Genomic DNA, 16,415 nt, shown 5'->3' on the forward strand with positions numbered 1-16,415 from the left:
TGACAGTTGACTGTTGCTTCCAGGCTCTTCCTGGAAGTTGATTTTACACCACCCGTGTCATGGAAGAAGAATATAAGAAGACCAAATACAGATATTTGCATTGAAATATTGTATAACCGGGAATTATGCCAACTATTTTACGAATAGGCCCTTACCGACTTTACTTTTACAGCCATGAACCAAATGAACCACCTCATGTTCATATTGACAGAGACAAATCATCGGTTAAATTTTGGTTGGAGCCAGTCAGTTTAGGAAACAACCTTGGTTTTAGTGCTAAAGAACTTCGTAAAATACAGTCGGTAGTACAAGAAAATAAACAAACGCTATTGGAGGCTTGGTATGGGTATTTTGGCGATTCGAGCGGACGAGAGAGTTAAGCACATTCATTTTACAGAAGAAACCATTAGTGTTGATTTGATGGATGGACGAATCATTACCGTGCCTTTAATTTGGTATCCAAGATTGTTTCATGCAACGCCCGATCAAAGGGAAAAATGGGAAGTATGTGGAGGAGGCTATGGCATTCACTGGGAAGAAATTGATGAAGACCTCAGTACAGAAGGAATGCTGCGAGGTGCACCGGCTCCGAGGCCTAAAATTACTCATTAATTTCCACCGCTAGTTCACTTCTAAGCTTGGGTAAGATAGCCTTTCTCACGTAAGAGATAAAGGAGGTATTTAAGGTATATTTGAGATTAAAGCCAATCTTCTTGATCGCTTTTTTGTCGCCGATAAACCTCACCTGTGGCGTGAATTTTACGGGTTTGTTCATAAAGAGTTTCTTCGGTATGATTCCATTTTTGCAGGACTTTTTTTAAGTCTGATTGGATATCTCTAGCGCCGGGAAAGCCTCGGTAGCGAATTATTAATCTTGCTAATTCCGATAAATTGTATTCGGTTGCTTCTCCTGCTAATAAAGTATTGACACTGGCTCGATCGCGCTTGTATTGCGGATGCTGCTGATCTTGAGTTTTTTCTACTGAATCCATACTATTTTATGTTTCCCAATCATATGAAAATGTTGCTACAAGCAACCGCCACCCAAAAGCGTGGACATAATAACCTAATGAATAGAGTCTTAAATCCGCGCTTCATAAACCGTTTGATTCGGGTATCATAACTGTCAACTGTCAACTGTTTAAGTTGTCGCTTCAGTCATCCCCAGAAATTTTTGTGTTTGTTCAGTAATAGCTGGTAAAAGCATAGTCATTTCTTACATGACATGGGAGGCGTCAAGTCCCTCCCCTTTCACTTTCACTTTGAGCGGATTGACCCGCCTCGGCTGAACTACGCAGCTCTCTATCCCATTGCTGAACGCATTTGGGATTGCTTTTCTGAGGATGTTGTACGCAGCGTTAACATCAGAGTTAATTAATTGACCAACCGATGTTTTGTACAAACCTCTCTTGATTCGCTTACCAGTGAACACAGGGTCTTTATCGGTTTTTCCGTAAACAGGGATTGGATCTAAACCCAGAAAATTGGCTCGTGAAGTATAGGATTCTTCTTGCACAATTACCTTAATCCCAACCAGTCGAGCTTTGTATTCCAACATCTCAATTAGTCGAGCGTGAGGAATGCTGACAAAGTTTTGATTGGTTTGTGTTCCTAAATCAATCTCGGTTTTCCATTGTGCATTTTTGCCAATTACTAGCGTCCCAATTCGCTTGGCAGTCAAATGGTCAACAATCACGCGACTGGTATGATGTAAGTAATTATCAACTTTTTGGTTGCGACAACGAGTTAAGCGCTGAATCCGGGGCGAAGTTTTGCGGCTCCCTTTCAACTGGGATTGCAACTCGGCTTTGCGCTTGTTGTATAACTGGTTGATCGATTTCAATGGTCGCCCGTTAATCAACAGTGGAGTAAAACCCGGTTGATTTGAAGTTAGCGCCACTAAATTATCCAGTCCTAAATCAATACTAGCTACAGACTTGTCGCTACTGAAGGTGGACTCCGGCTCATCATAAATCACCTCAATCACATACGAATCACATTTAGGTACTAATCTAACTTGGCAAATTTGATCTGGATTTACTTTAGTTTGGATCGCAAGCCCCGTACCCGAAAGCTTGATGATTCCTTTCTTCAACTGCTTGCGGCTAATCGCCTGAATCGTGTAGACAAGAATGTTTCGCCCTTTAGCCTTATCTTTGTACTTTGGCAATTTTGGGCGACCAGTAAATTTAGAGGGATCAGCTTTGTAAGCCTTAACCGCTTCAAAAAATGATTTCCAGTTCTTGTCCAATATCATCAATATCTGTTGACTAACCTTAGCAGGTAAAGCCTTGTATGCGTCCTGAGACTTCATTAAACGGTTCATCTCGTTGTAATTGATATAGCCCCATCCATAACTAAAACTCTGACGAATGATGTAATTGGCAGCATTGTACAGATTTTTGGACTTAAAGGCTAGTTCATCAATCTCAACGAAACGGTGTTCAGTAGATTTAATGATGTGCCTTTCTGTTAGTTGCATTTAAGGGTTTCATCCTTTAATTACGTGTATTTCACTCGGCCACCATGATAAGATAATACTATTATTGTTTATAAGTGCTTACAAAGTTAATGAAGTTTTACAATACCAAATAGTCGATCGCCGTGACAAAAGATTTCCCAGGCGCGAATTCCCATAAAACCAATACCTGCAACCGCCAAGGGCATCGCTGCGGCACCTAAAAGCGCGGCAATGGGGGGAAATATCATGCACAGTGTTAACAGAATGCCAGTAATAACACCACCAGCAATGCCAGCTTTGGCGGTGGCAGTGGCGACTTGTTCCACTAACTCTGACTGCGTAATTTTGCCTTCAACGCACAATAGCGAGTTTTCTAAGATAGAAAATATTAACTCAATTACTGCTGCGGCGATCGCCCCTTTCATTGCAGCCCCAACGATTTCCGCAACTGCTGCTTTAAACGCTGCATCCGCTAAAACTTGCTTAGCGACTGCTAATTCGGCAGCAGTCATGTCTGTACCACCGCGAGCACGATTCACCCAAAAATATTCAAAAATCCCGTTAGCAGCTTCGCTTCCGCCTCCATTGACGTGCGCTTGGATGTGACTCCAATCTTTATCTTGACAGAAGTTGCGAATTGCTTCTGGGCCTTGGGCACGAATTTGGGCGGGTATGGATTCAAATACTTTTGCTGCTTCTTGAATATCTCGCATTCCGTCACGCACCCCAGCCCTAGCAAATTTCAATTGCCGATTTCTTGGCAGGTTCTCAAAACGGATGTTATGTGCTATTTTAAAAGCTTCTTGAGTCGCGATCGCCCCGGCACTAACCATTGAACTTGGCGCTGATTGTACCCACGCCGTTAATACAGTTGCACTTTCATCAAATTTTGCATCAATTTGGTTGCCTAAGTTTTGGATATCTGCAACAGTTTCTCGTACTTTAGCCGTTAGCAATTCCAGCGGATTCGGGTTAATTTCCATGTCGATCCAGCTTGCATCGTGAATGATTGAATTATTCCGACTATAACATTCCTCTTCAGTAAGTGTTATTTTTTACTGAATTGCTTCTCGCTTCTAACTCCGGCTGTAAATTTAGAGCTTTTTTTTGATAAAATAAACCTTCATTGATTCGACCTTGCTCTTCCAAACTTTTGCCTAAATTCCAATAAGCGACGGCTAAATCTGGTTGAAGAGCAATAGATTTTTGATAATAAGTTATGGCGTCATCGAGCTGACCTTGTTTGTAAAACATACTGCCCAAATTAACATATGCTTCGACAAATTTAGGGTCGAATTCGATCGCCTTGGAGTATGCACGAATCGCCGCGTCTATTTTGCCTTGGGCTTGCAGGATATTGCCTAGAGTTTTGTAGGCGGCGGCGAAATTGGGTTGCTGGCGAAGTGCTTGGTAACAGGAGGCGATCGCCTCTGCAAATTTTTGTTGAGCATAGTAAACTTCAGCGATCTTGTTGAGTGCGATCGGACTATCCGCTTGAATGGCTAGTAATTTTTGATATTGAGCGATCGCCTCCTCAAGCTTTCCTGATTTCTGAAGGCTATCGCCCGCTGACAAATACTGCTGTGCTAACTCGGAATTTGCGGTCATAGATTTTATTTTAACAGCCGAAACTACTTTACCACAAGTGTTAGTTAGCAACCGCGTTTTCTAGGCATATTCTGATTATTTGAGATTTGAAATTTGTTTTTGTACCAACAGTTCGGACAGTTTTTGATTACCAACCGTAGAATAGGGGTTTCAGGGAACCCCTATTAAAGCAAGATAAAAGCCAGCAAAGTCCTGGACGCACTCTTGACGATCTGAAACCCGGTTGCTGACTATATTTCTCGTTCCTGTTAGCAAAACTCATAGAAACTGGGTTTCTCGCCACCCGATGCGTGGGCCTTGAAACTGTCCGAAGTGTTGATATAGCGGTTCTCAAAAAAGTGAGGTATGCCCTATGCCCTATGCCCTATGCCCCATGCCCCATGCCCTATGCCCTATGCCCATGAGTACCTCATCTTTCTGAGAAAGGCTATATATCAATTAACTGAATGTTCGATCGCCCTAGCTGTTCAAAAATTGATCGAACGGGCGATCGAAAAAATTAAGGAGACAGTCGCCACACCTTAATCGTGTCGTCAAAACTGCCACTGATCAGAGTTTTGTCTTGAGGATTAAAAGCCAAATCCACCCAGGTAGAATGACCCTTCAGCGTGCCCGCGATTTCGCCGGAACTCATGCGCCACAGCTTGATAGTGCCGCTCAAATCGGCGCTGGCGAGTTTGTCTCCGTCGGGAGTGAAAGCCAAGGACTTAACCTTGTCGGAATGGCCGATCAAAGTCTGCAGCAAAAAACCGTTGGGCTGCCCGGAGTGATGATTGGGGCTGATATCCCACAGCTTCACAGTCTTGTCCCAACTGCCGCTGGCGAGAGTTTGACCGTCCGGGCTGATGGCCAGAGACCAAACCGCCTCGGAATGACCCCAAAGAGTTTCTTTAAATTCCCCAGTCTGCCAGTTCCACAGGTTGATTTTACCGTCGCTGCTGCCGATCGCCAAAGTTTCTCGATCGGGACTGAAAGCCACCGACTGCACCTCGTCAAAAACCCCGTTGAGAGTTTCCAACTCGGCCCCGCCTTCGACTTGCCACAACTTCAAAGTTTTGTCCTTACCCACACTGGCCACGGCCTGGCTATCGGGACTGAAAACCACCGAGAACACGCCGTCTGTGTGTCCGTCCAAAGTCCGAATTAACTTGCCCGAATAGAAACTCCACAATTTAATCGTACCGTCAACGCCACCGCTGGCGATCGTCCTGCCGTCGGGACTGACTGCCACCGACCACACCGGCCCCAAATGCCCTGCTAAAACCTTTAGCAGCTTGCCGTGACGCTTGTGCAGCAGGTGAATTGTGCCGTCGTTATTCCCGCTGACAATCACGCGGCCCTGGGGAGCAACTGCTACCGCCCAAACCGGGTTTTTGTGTTGATCCGCCAGAGTCCGTACAGCAGGCCCTGACGGCGATGCCTCACCCCTGAAATTCTGCATCGGGGGCGGATTGAACCGAATTTCGGGAATACTAGAAGCAGGCTCACCAGAAGTGAAAGCCTGCGGTGCAGGAGATGGCAAGCGAACACCCAGCACTACGGAAAGCAGGGCAACCGTAGTTGCTCCCCACATTGCCAAAGTCCACTTGGGTTTGCTGAGAATCACGTCTACCGGTGCCGGGCCGTATTTCATGTCTGTGAGAATTGCCTCGGTCGATCGATAGCGTTTTGATGGTTCTCGCTGCACCATTTTATCCAGAATGCGGCCGAGTCGCGCCGAAACTGGTACTTTCAAATAATGTCTCCAAGTCCAACTTTCCGCTTTGATGTCAAACAAATCAAAGGGCGACATTCCCGTTAACAAGTGAATGCAAGTGACACCCAAACTGTAGATATCGCTGCTCTTAATCGCTTTGCCTTTAATTTGTTCCGGGGCCGCGTATTCCGCAGAACCTGTCACCGTTTCGGTTTTGAGCGGCCCGCTATTAGCCGGAATTGCCGCGCCGAAATCGACTAAAACTAGCCCCGAGGCACTTTCCTGAGACACGGAATGTAGATCCTCTTTCCCTGCCAAAGCTGGGGATGCTTGGCGAGTTTTCCGGTGAATAATATTCGACGGTTTGATATCTGCGTGAATCAGTTGATTTTCGTGAACAAATTGCAGGACTGGCAACAATTCGCTCAGCAGATACCAAATTTGAATTTCTTTAACAACACCTTTTTCTGAAAGCCGATCGGCTAAATTGCGGCCTTCGATGTATTCTTGCACTAAATACTGGCAGCCTTCGAGTTCAAAAGATGCCAGCAGTTTCGGTATTTGCGGATGTTTCCCCAACTCGTCGAGAACTGAGGCTGAGCCGCGAAATGTCCGGTTTAGGGGGTTTTGACCGTCCGCTGTGCCTGCGGGCGCGCAGAACTGTTGAATGACGCAACGGGGCTGCGAAGGTTGGTCTTCATCGACGGCTAAGAAGGTGCGGCAAGTGAGACTTTGACCGAGGGTGTGAAAGACTCGGTAGCGGCCTTTTAGCAGCAAGTTCGACTCGCAACTTTTGCAGACTGTCGCGCGATCGAGATTTTGGGGCTTCTGGCAATGGGGATTGATGCAGTAACTCATTTGTCTTTCCGCTGGAGACCCCCGTCCGACATTATTGCTGATGGGGGAGGAAAGCGGGGCGGTGCGTGCCGCTTCCTGTGGACAAATTAAATAATTAATTGGAATCTTTGCTTGATCATAATTGTTTCCCAGATTTTCGCCACAATTGCTGCCGTCGATCGCGCGTAAATTATTGCTGAGTTTCCTGCGAGCGAGGTTTAATAGGTCGAGCATACGGGCGGGATCTCCTGCCCAACCCCTACTCCCCACAAGAAAATCATTCTTTGTGGAACAGGCCGGAAAGCTTGTTCTTTAGGATGGTGCAATATCTCACTTGTTACCGAATTAAGCTATACTGTCATTGCGAATACTTGCATTGCGATCGCACCAAATCAATCGCGAGAGCTTGCCAAATATCCGCGATTCTTTGTTCTATGGAGTGAATCTAAAAGTTCAAATTTCCCATGTCAAATCGACTAACCGATTAAAACTTAGGCAATTTTTCCCAACTAACTACTAACTTTTAACTATTACTTATGCCGTTAATTCGCGTTCCCAAACCTTGGGAAATTCTCGAACCCCAAATTACCCCAGAAACAGCCTTTCTCAACCGCCGCCGGTTCATGACAAATTTAATCGGCGCCGGCGTGACAGCTTCGCTGCTGCCGCTGACCGGCTGCCAAAGCAATGCTAGCTCAAAAACTGCTCTGGATCAAAGCTCAACCCAAGCATATTCGGAATTGAGCCGGAATCCCGACTTTGCGAAAGTCGATCGAGCGATTACCGACGAAGCCTTAGCTACAAAATACAACAATTTTTACGAATACGGCGGCACAAAATCTATTTGGCAAGCCGCTCAAGCTTTGCCAACAGAAAACTGGAAAGTAGAAGTAGGCGGTTTAGTAAAAAATCCCCGCACTTATGATATTGACGACCTCTACAAAAAATTTCCTATCGAAGAACGAGTTTATCGATTTCGCTGTGTAGAAGCCTGGGCGATGGTAGTTCCTTGGGTCGGATTTCCCATGAAATTACTGATGGCTGATGTCGAACCGCAATCGAAGGCTAAATTCGTTCGCTTCACCTCATTTTACGATCGGGAAATAACTCCCGGCCCCGGTTTGATGTCGCAATTTTATCCTTGGCCTTATACCGAAGGTCTGCGAATTGAAGAAATGGCAAACGATTTAGCATTTTTTGCCACAGGCTTGTATGGCAGAAGGCTACCAAAACAAAATGGTGCGCCGCTGCGCCAAGTGATTCCTTGGAAGTACGGTTTTAAGGGCGCAAAGTCGATCGTCAAAATTGAATTTGTCGAACAACAGCCCGCCACTTTTTGGAATACAATCGGCGCCAACGAATACGCTTTTGAAGCAAATGTCGAACCCGACAAACCACACCCCAGATGGTCGCAGGCCAGCGAACGGATAGTCGGTCCCGGTAACAGTTGGTCGTGGGAAACTCGCCCAACTTTGCCCTACAACGGTTACGGCGAATATGTGGCGAGTTTGTACAGTTAATTAAGTACGCGAGATGTAATTTAAGGAACAGGCTTTTCCGCTTGTTCCTCAAATTATTAACTTCTCTCTTTTCTCTTTCTCTGCGCCCTCTGCGTTCTCTGCGGTTAATAAAAAAAATCTTTTTTGTTCGCTCTCTAAAAATGAAATACAGGACACGGCACTGCCGTGTCCCTAATATGTTTGTAAATTTTACCTTAAATTTGAAGTCGATCGACTACAATAAAAATTGATGAAGCTACCAAGGAATTGCTAAATGGTAACAACAACATCAACTCCCGTAGAGCAGCAAACTACCCCAGAAAACAGAGTTATTTTAAAAGGTGTCAGTTGGTCAACTTTTAAAGCATTGCTGGCCGATGTGGGGGACGATAGAGCTTGGAGAATTGCTTACGAGAGAGGATTATTAGAAATCAGGATGCCACATCTCGAACATGAAGTTCCGAAAGGACTGATAGAAAGCTTTATTGAAGCTACAGCAGACGAGCTAGAAATCGAAGTGATGAAAGCTGGTTCTCTGACTCTGGAACGGGAAGATTTAACTCGTGCTGTCGAACCTGATACTTGTTTCTACATTCAAAATGAAGCCAGCGTCAGAGGTAAAAGAGATATCAACCTCCCAGAGGATTTGCCGCCTGATTTAGCAATAGAATCGGATTACACGAATTCTTCAGTTAATAAAGATTCCATATATGCTGCTCTTGGTGTTCCCGAACTGTGGAGGTATCGCCGAGAATCTCTGCAAGTTTATCAACTTGTAGATGGAAAATATGAAATGTGCGATCGCAGTTTAGCTTTTCCCTTTTTACCCGTTGCCGAAATTCCCGGTTTCATCGAACAAAGCCGAACCATCGGACAGCGTGCGGCGGTTCGTTTGTTTCGGCAAAGAATTAGAGAGATTTTACCGAGTCAAAGTTAACGCAAAAATCAGACTTAGTTTAGTTGAAGAACTAGCCAATTAATTTAACTTACGTCAGCGTTAATCAGCGTTCATCGGCGGTTTAAAAAAGCTTTAATTTGGCTCTAAAATCATTTAAGAAATTGCTGCACTCTCTGCCCAACTCGCTCCAATAAATCTGGTTCGCTAACATCAAACCATTCAATTTCAGGATAAGCTCTAAACCAAGTTCGCTGTCTCTTCGCAAATTGTCGCGTGTGCAAAATGGTTAATTCTTTGGCTTCTTCCAGCTTAATGTCGCCGGCCAAATATTGTTTCATTTCCTGATAGCCTAACGTGTTCAACAGTGGCAAGTCGCGGCCGTATTTTTTACACAAATATTCTACTTCAGCTATCCAACCGCGTTCTAGCATTTGTTCGGTGCGCTGTTTGATACGATCGACCAAAACTTCGATCGCGCAATCCAACCCAATTTGTAAAATAGGATAATTGGGAGGATTTTCGCCCTGCTGTTCGGAAATAGGGCGACCGGTCGCATAAAATACTTCCAGTGCTCTTAAAGTTCTTACTGGGTCATTGAGGTGAATTTTCTCAGCCGCAGAGCGATCGACCTGCTGCAACATCGCGTAACATTGAGATTGTCCGAGTTCCGCAAGTTGCGATCGCAATTCGGGCATCGGTGCTACCCTCGGAATTTTTAAACCGCGCACGATCGATTTAATATATAAGCCCGTCCCTCCCACCAACAACAGAGGAGAATCAACAGCAGCAATTAAATTTTGAGCTTGTTGCTGGTAATCTGCTAGTGTCAGAGTTTCTGTCGGATCGCAGATGTCAATTAAGTGATGCGGTACACAAGTGCGATCGACCGCCGTCGGTTTTGCGGTTCCGATGTCAAATTCGCGGTACACTTGACGGGAGTCCGCACTCAGGATCGAGGATTGCAGTCGCCCCGCCAAAGCCAAAGCCACTCCCGACTTCCCCGTCGCCGTCGCCCCGCAAATCGTAATTAATCTAGGCATAAGCTGTCGCACATTTCCCTATAAAAACTCTCAAATCCTCTCCTCTCCATGCTTTCCCCTCTCTCCTACACTGATTCACCGCGATCGGCCAGGGCATTCCTCCAGCAATCTCAAAACTATTCCTCTCCCTCCCCCCGATAAATTTCCCTTCAGAAAGCCCTAGCATAGCCTTTAACGGTTTTGTGCTATAATTTTAGGAGTTTTCCCATTTTAGAAGCTTTCGGGGCTTTAGGCCTCATTATTGGAGCTATTTTTGTATGACCAGCAGCTACAGCGCCGACCAGATTCAAGTTCTCGAAGGTCTCGAAGCAGTCCGTAAACGACCGGGGATGTACATCGGTACCACCGGGCCGCGAGGACTCCACCATCTAGTTTACGAGGTTGTGGACAATTCCATAGATGAGGCGCTGGCTGGCCACTGCACTCACATCGAGATTGACATCAACGCCGACGGTTCCGTTACCGTGACAGACGACGGCCGGGGTATTCCGACCGGCATCGTTGCCAAGACTGGCAAATCGGGAATAGAAACAGTAATGACTGTACTTCACGCCGGCGGTAAATTTGGCGGTGGTGGTTACAAGGTTTCTGGAGGATTGCACGGTGTAGGTATTTCTGTTGTTAACGCGCTGTCCGAGTGGGTAGAAGTGACAGTTTGGCGCGACCAAAAAGAACATTTACAGCGCTACGAAAGAGGCAATCCAGTTACTGAACTTACTGCCAAGCCCAACAAAGGCACTCGCACCGGCACTTCAGTTTCTTTCTTGCCAGATACTCAAATATTTAGCACTGGCATTGAATTTGATTACACTACACTCGCGGGGCGCTTGCGAGAATTGGGTTACTTGAATGCGGGCGTGAGAATTACGTTTAGCGACCACCGTTTGGAACTGCTCAAAAGTAGCGAACCTCGCATCGAAACATACTGTTATGAGGGCGGAATCAAGGAATATATCGCCTACATGAACCGCGAAAAGCAGCCTCTGCACGAAGAAGTGATTTACGTGCAAGGCGAACGCAACAACGTGCAGATAGAAGTGGCCTTGCAGTGGTGTGTTGATGCTTTTAGCGACAATGTTCTAGGTTTTGCTAACAACATTCGGACGATCGACGGTGGCACGCACTTAGAAGGTTTGAAGGCTGTTTTGACGCGGACGATGAATTCGATCGCCCGCAAGCGCAACAAAATCAAAGAAAACGAACCCAACCTAGCCGGCGAAAACGTTCGCGAAGGTTTGACAGCAGTGATTTCTGTCAAAGTCCCTGATCCGGAATTTGAAGGCCAAACTAAAACCAAGCTAGGCAATACAGAAGTTCGGGGAATTGTGGATTCCTTGGTAGGCGAAGTATTGACAGAATATTTAGAGTTTCGCCCCCAAGTAGCTGACGCTATTTTGGAAAAAGCAATTCAGGCATTTAAGGCTGCTGAAGCAGCCCGTCGTGCCCGCGATTTAGTCCGCCGCAAATCAGTCTTAGAATCGTCTCCTTTGCCTGGAAAATTAGCGGACTGTAGCTCCAGAGACCCCGCCCTGTCTGAGATATACCTGGTCGAAGGCGATTCCGCGGGCGGCTGTTTTTTTTCATTTCAAGAAATAAAATTAGCTGACGGTACGACAAAAACTATCAAACAGATAGTTGACGAACAAGCAGAAGGCAAAGAACACTTTTGCTACACCATTCGCGAGAGTGGAAACATCGGGTTTGAGCGAATAACTAATGCTCGGATGACTAAAGCAAATGCTGAAGTTGTCAAACTGACATTAGACAATGGGGAGACAATAACTTGCACTCCCGACCATCCATTCATGTTGCGGGATGGCACTTACAAAGCAGCCGCCATGCTGACACCGGAAGATTCATTAATGCCGTTCCACAGCAAGTTGTCGGAAAAAAACAAACAGGGTCAGGGACTTAACGGTTACGAAATGGTTTGGAATCCCAACAGTGATAAGTGGATTTACACCCATCTTTTAGCGGATTTCTACAACCTGAAACACGGCGTTTATCTCGCATCTGACGGCAATCACCGCCATCACGTTGACTTTAACAAACTCAACAACAATCCGACAAATATTCAGCGAATGTCGGCTGAGGATCACTTGGCTCTTCACCGCGCGAACCTTGAGAAAACCTTGCACAGACCCGATGTCATTGAAAAAAGCCGTCAAGCTCACATGACCGATGAATTTCGGGCGATGATGAAAGAGCGGATGCGGCAGCCGGAAACGCGACAAATTCTTTCGGAACAGGCGAAAGCTCAGTGGGAAGATGAAGAGTATAAAGCTTACATGATGAGCAAGTGGCGGGAGTTTTACGATACTGATGAAACTTATCGCCAGCAGAATAATGAACTGCTGAACCAAGCCCAGCAAGAGTATTGGAGTTCCGAAGAAAACCGTTTGGCTCAGTCGGAACGGGTTCGCAATCATTTTGCTAACAATCCTGAAGCGCGGGAGACTAATTCGCAATTTGCGAAAGAGCAGTGGCAAGATGAGAATTTGTTGGAGTGGCGGCGCGAAAAAACTAAGGAACAGTGGACGCCGGAGTTTCGCCAGAAACGTAAAGAAGCTTTGAACGAAACTTATTACCGCAAAACTCTTGAAGCTTTGAAGGCTGTTGAGATGAAAATGGGCTGGATTGATGTTGATTATTACAATAGCTACCGCCGCACGAAAAAAGATAAGTGTTTGTTGAAGTATGAGAGTTTTTGCGATCGCTACTTTAATGGTGATGCACTATATGCTCGCCAAGCGGTTCGGAATTACAACCACCGCGTTGTCAAGATCGAAGCTGTAGAGGAACGCTACGATGTTTACGACATCGAAGTGCCCAACAGTCACAACTTTGCATTAGGGGCGGGAATTTTCGTGCACAACAGTGCAAAACAAGGGCGCGATCGCCAATTCCAAGCAATCCTGCCTTTGCGCGGTAAAATTCTCAACATTGAGAAAACCGACGACGCCAAAATCTACAAAAATAACGAAATTCAATCGTTAATTACAGCCCTGGGTTTGGGCATCAAAGGCGAAGAATTCGATCCTGGTCAATTGCGGTATCACCACATCGTAATTATGACTGACGCTGACGTAGATGGTGCCCACATCCGCACGCTGTTGCTGACTTTCTTCTACCGCTATCAGCGGGCACTTGTAGAACAAGGTTACATTTATATTGCTTGTCCTCCTCTCTATAAAGTGGAACGGGGACGCAATCATTACTACTGTTACAGCGATCGCGAAATGAACAATCTCATCCGCAATGAATTTCCGGCGAATGCTAACTACACCATTCAGCGGTTCAAAGGTTTGGGTGAAATGATGCCGACACAGTTGTGGGATACGACGATGAACCCAGAAACTCGGACGCTGAAACGGGTGGAGATTGAAGACGCTGCTGAGGCAGATCGCATCTTTACGATCTTAATGGGCGATCGTGTCGCCCCCCGCCGCGAATTCATTGAAACCTACGGCCCCAAACTCAACCTCCTCGACTTGGACATCTAAGTTAGTTGACAGTTGACAGTTGACAGTTGTTTGCTGGCGAGGATGAGTCATTAGTCATTAGTCATTAGTTAGTGGCTGATGACTGATGACTACTGACTACTGCCAACTGCCAACTGCCAACTGACTACTGACGACTGACTACTGCCAACTTTTGTTATAAAAATTAATACAATCTCTCATCAAATCGATCTAAGGTAAACACTTAGGTAAATTTTAGATTTTTGGCGACTTGATCGACCCTCACAAAAATAGAAGGTTGGACAGTATAGCGTCAACGACCCAGGTCTAAAGAGATTGGGCTTCTAGCCTAAGACTTAAACCGCAGTTGACCAGACTCAGTACCTTGGTACTACGTTAACGGTAAGAGTTAAAGACCTACCAGGGAATGCGAAGCTAGTTCCTTGCTCTAGAAATTTAGGATTAAACAGACTTATTGGGTTAAATCAGTGTCCTAGATATAGTACCGGCCGTTAACTTTGTCGAAGCTAACATCACCCCGAAAGGGAGGCTCGAAAGAGCAAACATTATGCGATCGCGGGTTGCCAAATTTGAGAGGGTAATTTCGATGCACGCTCCCCTAGCTGAAGTGTCCCATCGAAATTACATTACATTCATTACACTCCCATCTAGCAATCCTCGTGTAATGCAAAGATTCACGGCGGTTTCAACCGCCGAGCCGTTTCCATCTCAGGTCTAAAGACGCTGAGTTTCCCACTTACCGAATTTTTTTATGAGCATCAATTTAGCGACCAAATTGCGTGAGGGAACCAAAAAGTCCCACACAATGGCAGAAAACGTCGGTTTTGTCAAGTGTTTTTTAAAAGGCGTTGTAGAAAAAACTTCTTACCGGAAGTTAGTAGGAAACCTCTACTTTGTCTACTCGGCAATGGAAGAGGAAATGGAACGCCAAAAGCAGCATCCGGTTGTTTCAAAAATTTACTTTTCTGAGTTGAATCGCAAACACAGCTTAGAGCAAGATTTATTTTACTACTACGGTGCGAATTGGCGCGAACAAGTAGCTCCGTCAGCAGCAGCTAAAGCTTATGTGGAGCGAATTCGCGAGATTTCGGCGACCGCACCGGAACTGTTAGTAGCTCACTCTTACACTCGCTACCTTGGCGATTTATCTGGCGGACAAATCCTGAAGGGAATTGCCCAGCGCGGGATGAATCTTTCCGAGGGAGAAGGCACTGCTTTCTATGAATTCCAGGATATTCCTGATGAAAAAGAATTCAAGGCTAACTACCGTCAGGCAATGAATGAACTGCCGATTGACGAAGCAACAGCAGAGCGAATTGTTGACGAAGCTAATGCAGCTTTTGGCATGAACATGAAGATGTTCATGGAGTTAGAAGGCAATTTGATTAAAGCAGTTGGTCAGATGCTTTTCAATACTCTGACACGGAAGCGCGGTGGCGCCAGTACCGAATTGGCTACTGCTGATTGAGTTAAAGCTCACTGGGGATAATTTGAGCCTCGTTTAAGAGGAAAAACTTAAATCCTGGGGGTTTGATGGCTGCTTTTACAGTCACCAAAGCTCCGGGATTTTGAATTGTGTTCCTCTGCAAAATCAGTCCGCGCGAGCGGAGCTATCCCGAAGGGAATCATCCGCCAGTAACTCCTCAAATTTTTCCGCTGTATCTCCGGCTACACCCAGAATTTGACCTGTTAAGGGAAACATCGCCGGCAACAGTTCAATCAACGCCACCATTTCCACCATCCGCACAATTCCCAACGCTTTCGCCTCAGTTGGTAGCAGTGCAGGTGTGGGGTATTTCGCCTCCAGATCAACCAGAATTGCCAGCGACTCAACCAAAGTCAAATCTTCATCTATTCATACAGGAATGCGATGGAAAGGGTTGATTGCGGAGAATTCCGGCCCAAATTGGTCGCCATCTAGGTTAAGGGCGATCGGCTCAAAAGCAATCTGCTTTTCCAGCGCCACCCACAGGCGGCGATCGTTCAGAGAAATTGGAGTGTAGTACAACTTCAGCATCGGATTCACCACCCGCGACACTACCAGTTTAGCTCCCAAACATCTTGATTGATCAGGGGTTTACCGAATAGGTAATTAGTCATGTCACATACTTTTGGACAGGCTTGACTGCAAGTGCGATCGCCCCCTTGGGTTGTAGTACGCGAAGTCAAGCGCCACCCCGTCCAAACAGCAATTTGTGAGGCTGTAGCTCAATTGGGAGAGCGTCGCTCTGTCACAGCGAAGGTAGCGGGATCGAAACCCGTCAACCTCGTCTCCGTTTCCGGGAGTTACGAGTTTTAAAGTCCCATAGGCAAATTGGTTTAAGCCGTCTGCCCCTCAAGCAGAAGATTGCGAGTTCAAACCTCGTCGGGAATCCCAGGTTAGGTGGCCGATCAGAAGTATTTTTAGATTGGCAATTCTGAGATAGTTAAGTTAAACTTCTAAGTGTTAAATAAGAGTTTGTGTATTGCAGGCAATGAATAATTTTGTTCTTGAACCAACTCATGAAAATCTCGAACGCTATAAAAGAGTACAAGGTGAAGAGACTTATTGGCATACCGCAGATTTCTTTCTGTTTGACCCCAACATTAAAAATGAACTCTCGATCATTTTCGATTCTTATATGGAGGCATTTATGGAGTCTGATGAAGAGGACGAAGATGAGGCTAGTCGCAAAATTGCTTTTTCGCTTGGCCGAATGATCGTCAAAGCAGCTAGAGAGATTGGAGTCTCACCCAAAGACTTTCGAGATCAGTTTAATAACTACGCAAGAGTGATTTGGACTCCCATTTGTATATGGCGGAAGGATAATTTAGGTGAAATCAGCTATTCCTTAATGAGTGGTTTACAATGCAGCTCAGAAAAAATTTTATTACCCCCTTTCTAAAACAAAAAA

16 protein-coding genes and 2 tRNA genes are annotated in these 16,415 nt (G+C 45.7%); 10 read left to right on the forward strand and 8 right to left on the reverse strand.

Features of this window, described 5'->3' with window-relative positions; genetic code table 11:
- Positions 1–125: 125 nt before the first annotated feature.
- Together QUB04_RS23955 and QUB04_RS23960 are read left to right on the forward strand one after the other, a co-directional pair.
- Complete coding sequence (locus tag QUB04_RS23955; protein ID WP_333288196.1) at positions 126–380, forward strand: DUF4160 domain-containing protein; 255 nt, start codon at positions 126–128, stop codon at positions 378–380.
- Positions 343–612 (forward strand): DUF2442 domain-containing protein, encoded by a 270-nt coding sequence (locus tag QUB04_RS23960; RefSeq protein WP_333108088.1) that lies wholly within the window; start codon positions 343–345, stop codon positions 610–612. Before QUB04_RS23955 ends, QUB04_RS23960 begins: the two co-directional genes overlap by 38 nt.
- An 86-nt stretch (positions 613–698) precedes the next feature.
- Here the strand turns inward: QUB04_RS23960 and QUB04_RS23965 are convergent, their stop codons facing one another.
- From QUB04_RS23965 to QUB04_RS23980, 4 genes are all read right to left on the reverse strand, one after another.
- A complete protein-coding gene (locus QUB04_RS23965; protein ID WP_333288198.1) occupies positions 699–992 on the reverse strand; it encodes a DUF3288 family protein in 294 nt (97 codons plus the stop codon).
- 224 nt (positions 993–1,216) lie between these two features.
- Positions 1,217–2,482, reverse strand: a complete 1,266-nt coding sequence (locus QUB04_RS23970) for a transposase (RefSeq protein WP_333288200.1) — start codon at positions 2,480–2,482, stop codon at positions 1,217–1,219.
- An 86-nt stretch (positions 2,483–2,568) separates the two neighbouring features.
- Positions 2,569–3,444 (reverse strand): hypothetical protein, encoded by an 876-nt coding sequence (locus tag QUB04_RS23975; RefSeq protein WP_333288202.1) that lies wholly within the window; start codon positions 3,442–3,444, stop codon positions 2,569–2,571.
- A 55-nt stretch (positions 3,445–3,499) separates the two neighbouring features.
- On the reverse strand, positions 3,500–4,069 hold the full coding sequence (locus QUB04_RS23980; RefSeq protein ID WP_333288204.1) for a tetratricopeptide repeat protein: 570 nt from the start codon (positions 4,067–4,069) through the stop codon (positions 3,500–3,502).
- Between the two features lie 345 nt (positions 4,070–4,414).
- Here QUB04_RS23980 and QUB04_RS23985 point away from each other — a divergent pair, with 345 nt between their 5' ends.
- Complete coding sequence (locus QUB04_RS23985) at positions 4,415–4,594, forward strand: hypothetical protein (RefSeq protein ID WP_333288205.1); 180 nt, start codon at positions 4,415–4,417, stop codon at positions 4,592–4,594.
- Here the strand turns inward: QUB04_RS23985 and QUB04_RS23990 are convergent.
- Complete coding sequence (locus QUB04_RS23990) at positions 4,569–6,836, reverse strand: serine/threonine-protein kinase (protein WP_333288207.1); 2,268 nt, start codon at positions 6,834–6,836, stop codon at positions 4,569–4,571. The two genes, QUB04_RS23985 and QUB04_RS23990, sit on opposite strands and share 26 nt — an antisense overlap.
- A 302-nt stretch (positions 6,837–7,138) precedes the next feature.
- On the opposite strand from QUB04_RS23990, the gene msrP reads away from it, so the two are divergent.
- The gene (msrP, locus tag QUB04_RS23995; RefSeq protein ID WP_333288209.1) at positions 7,139–8,122 is read left to right on the forward strand and encodes a protein-methionine-sulfoxide reductase catalytic subunit MsrP; all 984 of its coding nucleotides are present in this window, start codon (positions 7,139–7,141) and stop codon (positions 8,120–8,122) included.
- 253 nt (positions 8,123–8,375) lie between these two features.
- Positions 8,376–9,038, forward strand: a complete 663-nt coding sequence (locus QUB04_RS24000) for a Uma2 family endonuclease (protein WP_333288210.1) — start codon at positions 8,376–8,378, stop codon at positions 9,036–9,038.
- A 110-nt stretch (positions 9,039–9,148) separates the two neighbouring features.
- Here the strand turns inward: QUB04_RS24000 and miaA are convergent, their stop codons facing one another.
- Complete coding sequence (miaA, locus tag QUB04_RS24005) at positions 9,149–10,039, reverse strand: tRNA (adenosine(37)-N6)-dimethylallyltransferase MiaA (RefSeq protein WP_333288211.1); 891 nt, start codon at positions 10,037–10,039, stop codon at positions 9,149–9,151.
- Between the two features lie 257 nt (positions 10,040–10,296).
- Here miaA and gyrB point away from each other — a divergent pair, with 257 nt between their 5' ends.
- Together gyrB and QUB04_RS24015 are read left to right on the forward strand one after the other, a co-directional pair.
- Positions 10,297–13,542 carry a DNA topoisomerase (ATP-hydrolyzing) subunit B gene (gene gyrB, locus QUB04_RS24010; protein WP_333288213.1) on the forward strand — a complete coding sequence of 1,082 codons (3,246 nt, stop codon included), beginning with the start codon at positions 10,297–10,299 and terminating at the stop codon, positions 13,540–13,542.
- Between the two features lie 730 nt (positions 13,543–14,272).
- The gene (locus tag QUB04_RS24015; protein ID WP_333209133.1) at positions 14,273–14,989 is read left to right on the forward strand and encodes a heme oxygenase (biliverdin-producing); all 717 of its coding nucleotides are present in this window, start codon (positions 14,273–14,275) and stop codon (positions 14,987–14,989) included.
- Positions 14,990–15,112: 123 nt separating this feature from the next.
- Here QUB04_RS24015 and QUB04_RS24020 read toward each other — a convergent pair whose 3' ends face one another.
- Positions 15,113–15,364 (reverse strand): hypothetical protein, encoded by a 252-nt coding sequence (locus QUB04_RS24020; protein WP_333252520.1) that lies wholly within the window; start codon positions 15,362–15,364, stop codon positions 15,113–15,115.
- A gap of 12 nt (positions 15,365–15,376) precedes the next feature.
- A complete protein-coding gene (locus tag QUB04_RS24025) occupies positions 15,377–15,577 on the reverse strand; it encodes a glutathione S-transferase family protein (RefSeq protein ID WP_333145486.1) in 201 nt (66 codons plus the stop codon).
- Positions 15,578–15,718: 141 nt separating this feature from the next.
- Here QUB04_RS24025 and QUB04_RS24030 point away from each other — a divergent pair.
- The 3 genes from QUB04_RS24030 (at position 15,719) to QUB04_RS24040 (ending at position 16,406) form a co-directional block, all read left to right on the forward strand.
- Positions 15,719–15,791: transfer RNA gene (locus tag QUB04_RS24030), tRNA-Asp, on the forward strand.
- A 29-nt stretch (positions 15,792–15,820) separates the two neighbouring features.
- Positions 15,821–15,898, forward strand: a tRNA-Glu gene (locus tag QUB04_RS24035).
- A 97-nt stretch (positions 15,899–15,995) separates the two neighbouring features.
- On the forward strand, positions 15,996–16,406 hold the full coding sequence (locus QUB04_RS24040) for a hypothetical protein (protein ID WP_333288215.1): 411 nt from the start codon (positions 15,996–15,998) through the stop codon (positions 16,404–16,406).
- Positions 16,407–16,415: the final 9 nt, after the last annotated feature.

Source organism: Microcoleus sp. D2_18a_B4 (assembly GCF_036702475.1).
In the GTDB taxonomy this organism is placed as follows: domain Bacteria; phylum Cyanobacteriota; class Cyanobacteriia; order Cyanobacteriales; family Microcoleaceae; genus Microcoleus.

Coding starts and splice junctions, on each gene's coding strand:
- QUB04_RS23955 (WP_333288196.1), top strand. CDS start 126: ATGCCAACTATTTTACGAATAGGCCCTTACCGACTTTACTTTTACAGC.
- QUB04_RS23960 (WP_333108088.1), top strand. CDS start 343: ATGGGTATTTTGGCGATTCGAGCGGACGAGAGAGTTAAGCACATTCAT.
- QUB04_RS23965 (WP_333288198.1), bottom strand. CDS start 992: ATGGATTCAGTAGAAAAAACTCAAGATCAGCAGCATCCGCAATACAAG.
- QUB04_RS23970 (WP_333288200.1), bottom strand. CDS start 2,482: ATGCAACTAACAGAAAGGCACATCATTAAATCTACTGAACACCGTTTC.
- QUB04_RS23975 (WP_333288202.1), bottom strand. CDS start 3,444: ATGGAAATTAACCCGAATCCGCTGGAATTGCTAACGGCTAAAGTACGA.
- QUB04_RS23980 (WP_333288204.1), bottom strand. CDS start 4,069: ATGACCGCAAATTCCGAGTTAGCACAGCAGTATTTGTCAGCGGGCGAT.
- QUB04_RS23985 (WP_333288205.1), top strand. CDS start 4,415: ATGCCCTATGCCCTATGCCCTATGCCCCATGCCCCATGCCCTATGCCC.
- QUB04_RS23990 (WP_333288207.1), bottom strand. CDS start 6,836: ATGCTCGACCTATTAAACCTCGCTCGCAGGAAACTCAGCAATAATTTA.
- msrP (WP_333288209.1), top strand. CDS start 7,139: ATGCCGTTAATTCGCGTTCCCAAACCTTGGGAAATTCTCGAACCCCAA.
- QUB04_RS24000 (WP_333288210.1), top strand. CDS start 8,376: ATGGTAACAACAACATCAACTCCCGTAGAGCAGCAAACTACCCCAGAA.
- miaA (WP_333288211.1), bottom strand. CDS start 10,039: ATGCCTAGATTAATTACGATTTGCGGGGCGACGGCGACGGGGAAGTCG.
- gyrB (WP_333288213.1), top strand. CDS start 10,297: ATGACCAGCAGCTACAGCGCCGACCAGATTCAAGTTCTCGAAGGTCTC.
- QUB04_RS24015 (WP_333209133.1), top strand. CDS start 14,273: ATGAGCATCAATTTAGCGACCAAATTGCGTGAGGGAACCAAAAAGTCC.
- QUB04_RS24040 (WP_333288215.1), top strand. CDS start 15,996: ATGAATAATTTTGTTCTTGAACCAACTCATGAAAATCTCGAACGCTAT.